Origin of the sequence: Mesorhizobium sp. M2A.F.Ca.ET.037.01.1.1 (assembly GCF_003998075.1) — a bacterium.
GTDB lineage: Bacteria > Pseudomonadota > Alphaproteobacteria > Rhizobiales > Rhizobiaceae > Mesorhizobium.
The window spans coordinates 1-4,769 of record NZ_RZSA01000506.1 but is presented as its reverse complement, the minus strand read 5'-3'; the positions used below and the strand labels follow the sequence as shown (position 1 = coordinate 4,769).

Annotated in this window: 6 protein-coding genes and 1 pseudogene; 1 reads left to right on the top strand and 6 read right to left on the bottom strand. The window is 66.4% G+C overall.

The features are described from left to right. A pseudogene (locus EOA27_RS22635) lies at nt 1-522 on the top strand (3-oxoadipyl-CoA thiolase); the annotation flags it as partial. A gap of 13 nt (nt 523-535) precedes the next feature. Here the strand turns inward: EOA27_RS22635 and pobA are convergent. From pobA to EOA27_RS22605, 6 genes are all read right to left on the bottom strand, one after another. Continuing rightward, entirely contained in the window at nt 536-1,708 is a 1,173-nt protein-coding gene (pobA, locus tag EOA27_RS22630; protein ID WP_126081874.1) for a 4-hydroxybenzoate 3-monooxygenase, read from the bottom strand. Beyond that, nucleotides 1,708-2,760 carry a 3-carboxy-cis,cis-muconate cycloisomerase gene (locus EOA27_RS22625; protein WP_126083749.1) on the bottom strand — a complete coding sequence of 351 codons (1,053 nt, stop codon included), beginning with the start codon at nt 2,758-2,760 and terminating at the stop codon, nt 1,708-1,710. The genes pobA and EOA27_RS22625 overlap by 1 nt, the downstream gene beginning before the upstream one ends. An 11-nt stretch (nt 2,761-2,771) precedes the next feature. Continuing rightward, entirely contained in the window at nt 2,772-3,386 is a 615-nt protein-coding gene (gene pcaG / locus EOA27_RS22620) for a protocatechuate 3,4-dioxygenase subunit alpha (protein ID WP_126081873.1), read from the bottom strand. Beyond that, nucleotides 3,386-4,138 carry a protocatechuate 3,4-dioxygenase subunit beta gene (pcaH, locus tag EOA27_RS22615; RefSeq protein ID WP_126081872.1) on the bottom strand — a complete coding sequence of 251 codons (753 nt, stop codon included), beginning with the start codon at nt 4,136-4,138 and terminating at the stop codon, nt 3,386-3,388. The genes pcaG and pcaH overlap by 1 nt, the downstream gene beginning before the upstream one ends. Further along, entirely contained in the window at nt 4,131-4,535 is a 405-nt protein-coding gene (gene pcaC, locus EOA27_RS22610; RefSeq protein WP_126081871.1) for a 4-carboxymuconolactone decarboxylase, read from the bottom strand. The genes pcaH and pcaC overlap by 8 nt, the downstream gene beginning before the upstream one ends. Next, a partial coding sequence (locus tag EOA27_RS22605) for an alpha/beta fold hydrolase (protein ID WP_127257225.1) occupies nt 4,528-4,769 on the bottom strand: 242 nt, incomplete at its 5' end. The genes pcaC and EOA27_RS22605, both read right to left, overlap by 8 nt.

Below are 4,769 nucleotides of genomic sequence, written 5' to 3'. Positions count from 1 at the left end.
GGCACCACCATCGAGGCGCTGGCCAAACTGCCGACGCCGTTCCGCCAGGGCGGCACGGTCACCGCCGGCAACGCTTCCGGCGTCAATGACGGCGCGGCCGCCCTCATCATTGCGTCCGAGGCAGCGGCGAAGAAGTATGGGCTGACGCCGATCGCCCGTATCCTCGGCGGTGCCGTCGCCGGTGTGGCGCCGCGCATCATGGGCATCGGACCGGCCCCGGCCACGAAGAAGCTGTGCGCCCGCCTCGGCCTGACGCCCGAACAGTTCGACGTCTTCGAGTTGAACGAGGCCTTCGCCTCCCAAGGCATTGCCGTGCTCCGCCAACTCGGCATCGCCGAGGACGCTGCGCACGTCAACCCGAACGGCGGCGCGATCGCGCTCGGTCATCCGCTCGGCATGTCCGGCGCGCGCATCACCGGGACGGCGGCACTCGAACTCAGCGAGCGCGGCGGCAAGCTGGCCTTGGCCACCATGTGTATCGGCGTCGGCCAGGGTATCGCGATCGCGCTGGAGCGGGTTTGACCGCTCAGGCAGATCAATAAGGCAACCCGACGTAATTCTCGGCAAGCGCCGTCGATGCCGCTCTGGAATGCACCAGGTAATCGAGCTCGGCTTCCTGGATGCGCTGGCCGAACTCCCCCGTCTCGGGGAAGCGATGCAGGATCGTCGTCATCCACCAGGAAAAGCGCACCGCTTTCCACACGCGCGCCAAAGCCTTGGCCGAATAGGCGTCGAGCCCGGCCTCCGACCTCTCGCGGTAGAATTCACGAAGCCCGGCAAACAGATAGCCCACGTCGCTGGCAGCGAGGTTCAGGCCCTTCGCGCCGGTCGGCGGCACGATATGCGCAGCATCGCCGACCAGGAACAGTTTTCCGAAGCGCATCGGCTCGGCGACGAAGGAACGCAGCGGCGCGATCGACTTCTCGAAGGACGGCCCGGTGGTGACCGCGGCCGCAATCTGCGCCGGCAGGCGGCTGCGCAGCTCATCCCAGAAGCGGTCGTCCGACCAGTCCTCGACGCGCTCACCGGCGGGAACTTGCACATAGTAGCGGCTGCGCTGCGGCGACCGCATCGAGCAGAGCGCGAACCCTCGCTCGTGATTGGCATAGACCAGTTCGCGATCGGCCGGCGGCACCTCGGCCAGCACGCCCAGCCAACCGAACGGATACTGGCGCTCGAACGTCTTCAGCGCGCCGTCCGGCACTGACCTGCGGCTGACACCGTGATAGCCGTCGCACCCGGCAATGAAGTCGCAATCGATGCGATGCGTCGCGCCATCCTTCTCGTAGGTGACGAAGGCCGACGTGCCATCGAAATGATGCAGCGCGACATTCGACGTTTCGAACACGGTCTGGAGCCCCGACGCTTCGCGCTTCTGCATCAGATCGAGCGTCACCTCGGTCTGGCCATAGACGGTGACATGCTTGCCGCCGGTGAGCGCGCTCATGTCGATGCGATGCGCGCGGCCGTCGAAGGCGAGCGAGATGCCTTCATGCGGCAGGCCCTGGGCATGCAGCCTGTCCGCGGCGCCCGCCTCGCCGAGCAGGTCGACCGTGCCCTGTTCGAGCACGCCGGCGCGCACACGTCCGAGCACATGCTCGCGGCTGGATCGCTCGAGGATGATCGTCTCGACACCAACGGTGGCGAGCAACTGGCCGAGCAGCAGGCCGGACGGCCCGGAGCCAACGATGACCACCTGCGTGCGCATCAGTGACCCAGGCTCTCGATCTGCGCGGTCAGCTCGGCTGCGAGCCTGAGCGCGGCGGCGGTCGCCACCACCATTTGCGGCAGGATCAGCCACTCCAGTGTCCAGGCCGCACCCGAGCGCTCCTGCTCATGCACCAGCGCCTGATGCATGCCGGAGAGCTGAACGGCATTGAAGCGCGCCAGCGCCACCAGCGCTTCCGCCTTCACCGGATTCTGCTTGTGCGGCATGGCCGATGAGCCACCCCCGCCGGAAAGCTTGATGTCGGAGCCAACCTCCGCCATCAGCGCGACATCCTGCCCGAATTTGCCGAGGCTGCCGGTAACGAGCGAAAGCCAGGATGCGAACTCGGCGAGCGCGTCGCGCTGGCTGTGCCATTGCGGCGTATCGGCAAGACCGAGCTTCGCGGCAAGCGCGGCGCGAACGGCCGTGGCCTTGTCGCCGAGTTTTTCCAGCGTGCCGGCGGCGCCGCCGAACTGCAGCGCCAGCAGACCGCCGGATATTTCGGCAAGGCGCTGCTGGTGACGCTCGAGCGGCGCCCTCCAGGAAGCAGTCCGATTGGTCACCGTGATCGGGATCGCCGGCTGCATGCGCGTCGTCGCCATGAACTGACGTTCTCCGAACTCGAGCTCGAGGCCGGTGAGGCGCACAACATTCTCGCCAAGCAGCAGGCCGATATGGTCGACGGCCTGCCGCAGGCGCAGCATCAGCGAGGTGTCGACGACATCCTGGCTGGTGGCGCCGAAATGCACATATGCGTCGTGCGGAGCGCCGACTGCAGCTTTGACTTGCCCAACCAATTCCGGCACCACCACGCCGTCCCTGGCGACGCCGGCCCTCAGCTTGGCCGTGTCCGGCCGGAACGACGCCAGCGCCTTCACGATCGCGACCGCGACATCGCGTGGGATGACGCCGTGTTCAGCCTCGGCTTCAGCCAGTGCCCGCTCGAAGGTGAGCATCGCATCGAGGTCCGCTTCCAGGGAGAAATGCCGCGCCGCCTCCTCGTCGCCGAGCAGGCCGGAAAGCAGCGGATGATCGAAGGGCGAAACGGTCATGGCGGCCACGGTCAGCTGTCGAAGAAGACCGTCTCCTTTTCGCCCTGCAAGTGGATGTCGAAGACGTAAGTATCGCCCTGGCGTTCGGCGATCAGCGTCGGCACGCGCAAGCGATGCTCGATGCGGGCAAGGATCGGATCCTCGGCATTTGCCTTTTCCTCGTCCGCAAAATAGAGCCGGGTGTGCAGGCCGGTATTGATGCCGCGCGCCACGATCCACAGCGTGATGTGCGGCGCCATCAGCCGGCCGTCGCGAAACGGCACGCGGCCCGGTTTGATTGTCTGGAACCGGCAGATACCTGTTTCCATGTCGGTCGGCTGCCGGCCCCAGCCAAGGAAATTCGGGTCGGCCGCGCCGCGCATCTCCGCGGGCGAGTTGTAAAGCCCGCTGGCATCCGCCTGCCAGATCTCGATCAGCGCATCCTTGAGAGGCGTGCCGGTACCGTCGAGCACTCGGATTCGGAGATCGATGCGCTCGCCCTTGGTCTCATCGTTGAGCATCGTCGAGCCGAGGTCGCTCGCATAGACGCCGCCGATGCCGCAGAAATTCGGCGTCAGCCCGATATGCACATAAGGGCCGGCGGTCTGCGAAGGGCTCTCCTTCAGTTGGTCGAGCGACTGCGCCATCAATTGCCCTCCGGCCTGTTCTCGAACAGCGTCGAGCGGCGCCCGCGCAGCACGATGTCGAACTTGTAGGCGAGCGCATCCATCGGGATGGTCGACTGCGTGTCGAGCGCGGCGATCAGCGCCTCGACCGCGGCCTTGTTGGAAATGCCGCCGACGATCGGGCAACGCCAGATCAGCGGATCGCCTTCGAAATACATCTGCGTGATCAGCCGCTGCGCGAAGCCGTGGCCGAACACTGAAAAATGGATATGCGCCGGCCGCCAGTCGTTCGGACCGTTCGGCCACGGATAGGGTCCGGGCCTGACGGTGCGAAAGGCATAGCCGCCATCCTCGCCGGTGATCGTGCGGCCGCAGCCGCCGAAATTCGGATCGAGCGGCGCGAGATAGCCGTCCTTCTTGTGACGGTAGCGGCCGCCCGCATTGGCCTGCCAGAATTCGAGCAGCACGCCGGGCACGCTCTTGCCGCGCTCGTCGAGAACGCGTCCATGGACGATGATGCGCTCGCCGATGGCGCTCTCGCCGGGCCTGGCGAAATTGTGGATCAGGTCGCTGTCGAGCTCGCCCAGCATCGCGTGCCCGAACACCGGGCCGGTCAGTTCCGACAGCGTGTTGTCGAACGATAGCAGCGCTTTCTGCGGCGAGCGCAGCACCGAGCTCTTGTAGTTCGGCGTGAAGGCCGGCGGGTGCCACTGGCGGTCGCGCTGGAAGAAGGCGCCGGTTTCCGGCGCGCGGTTGGAGCCGGACTCAGCCATGGGCGGCCTTGGCTCCGTCCATCTGCGCGAACACTTCCTTGGCGATCTTGAAGGCGCGATTGGCGGCCGGCACGCCGGCATAGATCGCGACATGCAGGAAGGCCTCGCAGATGTCGTCTCGCGTGGCGCCTGTATTGGCGGTGGCGCGCACATGCATGGCGACTTCCTCGTCATGGCCGAGTGCCGCAAGCAGCGCCAGCGTCACGATCGAGCGCTCGCGCTTTGACCAGTTGGGCCGTGCCCACACCGTTCCCCAGGCAGCTTCGGTGATCAGTTGCTGGAACGGCCGGTCGAAATCCGTGGCGGTATCCTCGGCGCGGTCGACATGGGGATCGCCGAGCACGGAGCGCCGGACCTCGAGACCGGTCCGGTAGCGGTTCTTCGTGACATCATCCATGAGCAGACTTTCCCTCCGGCAACGAGGCGACGAAATCGCGGATCAAGGTGACGAGCGCTTCGGGCTGCTCGATGCACGGGATATGCGCGGCATCGCGGATCACCTCGAAACGCGCGCCGGGGATCAGGCCGGCTAATGAGCGGACGAGGTCGGGTGGCGTCGAGCCGTCCTGATCGCCGACAATGCAAAGCGTCGGCGCCGCGATACGCCGCGCCGCGTCGGTGAGATCGGCGT

Coding starts and splice junctions, on each gene's coding strand:
- pcaC (WP_126081871.1), bottom strand. CDS start 4,535: ATGGATGATGTCACGAAGAACCGCTACCGGACCGGTCTCGAGGTCCGG.
- pcaH (WP_126081872.1), bottom strand. CDS start 4,138: ATGGCTGAGTCCGGCTCCAACCGCGCGCCGGAAACCGGCGCCTTCTTC.
- pobA (WP_126081874.1), bottom strand. CDS start 1,708: ATGCGCACGCAGGTGGTCATCGTTGGCTCCGGGCCGTCCGGCCTGCTG.
- pcaG (WP_126081873.1), bottom strand. CDS start 3,386: ATGGCGCAGTCGCTCGACCAACTGAAGGAGAGCCCTTCGCAGACCGCC.
- EOA27_RS22625 (WP_126083749.1), bottom strand. CDS start 2,760: ATGACCGTTTCGCCCTTCGATCATCCGCTGCTTTCCGGCCTGCTCGGC.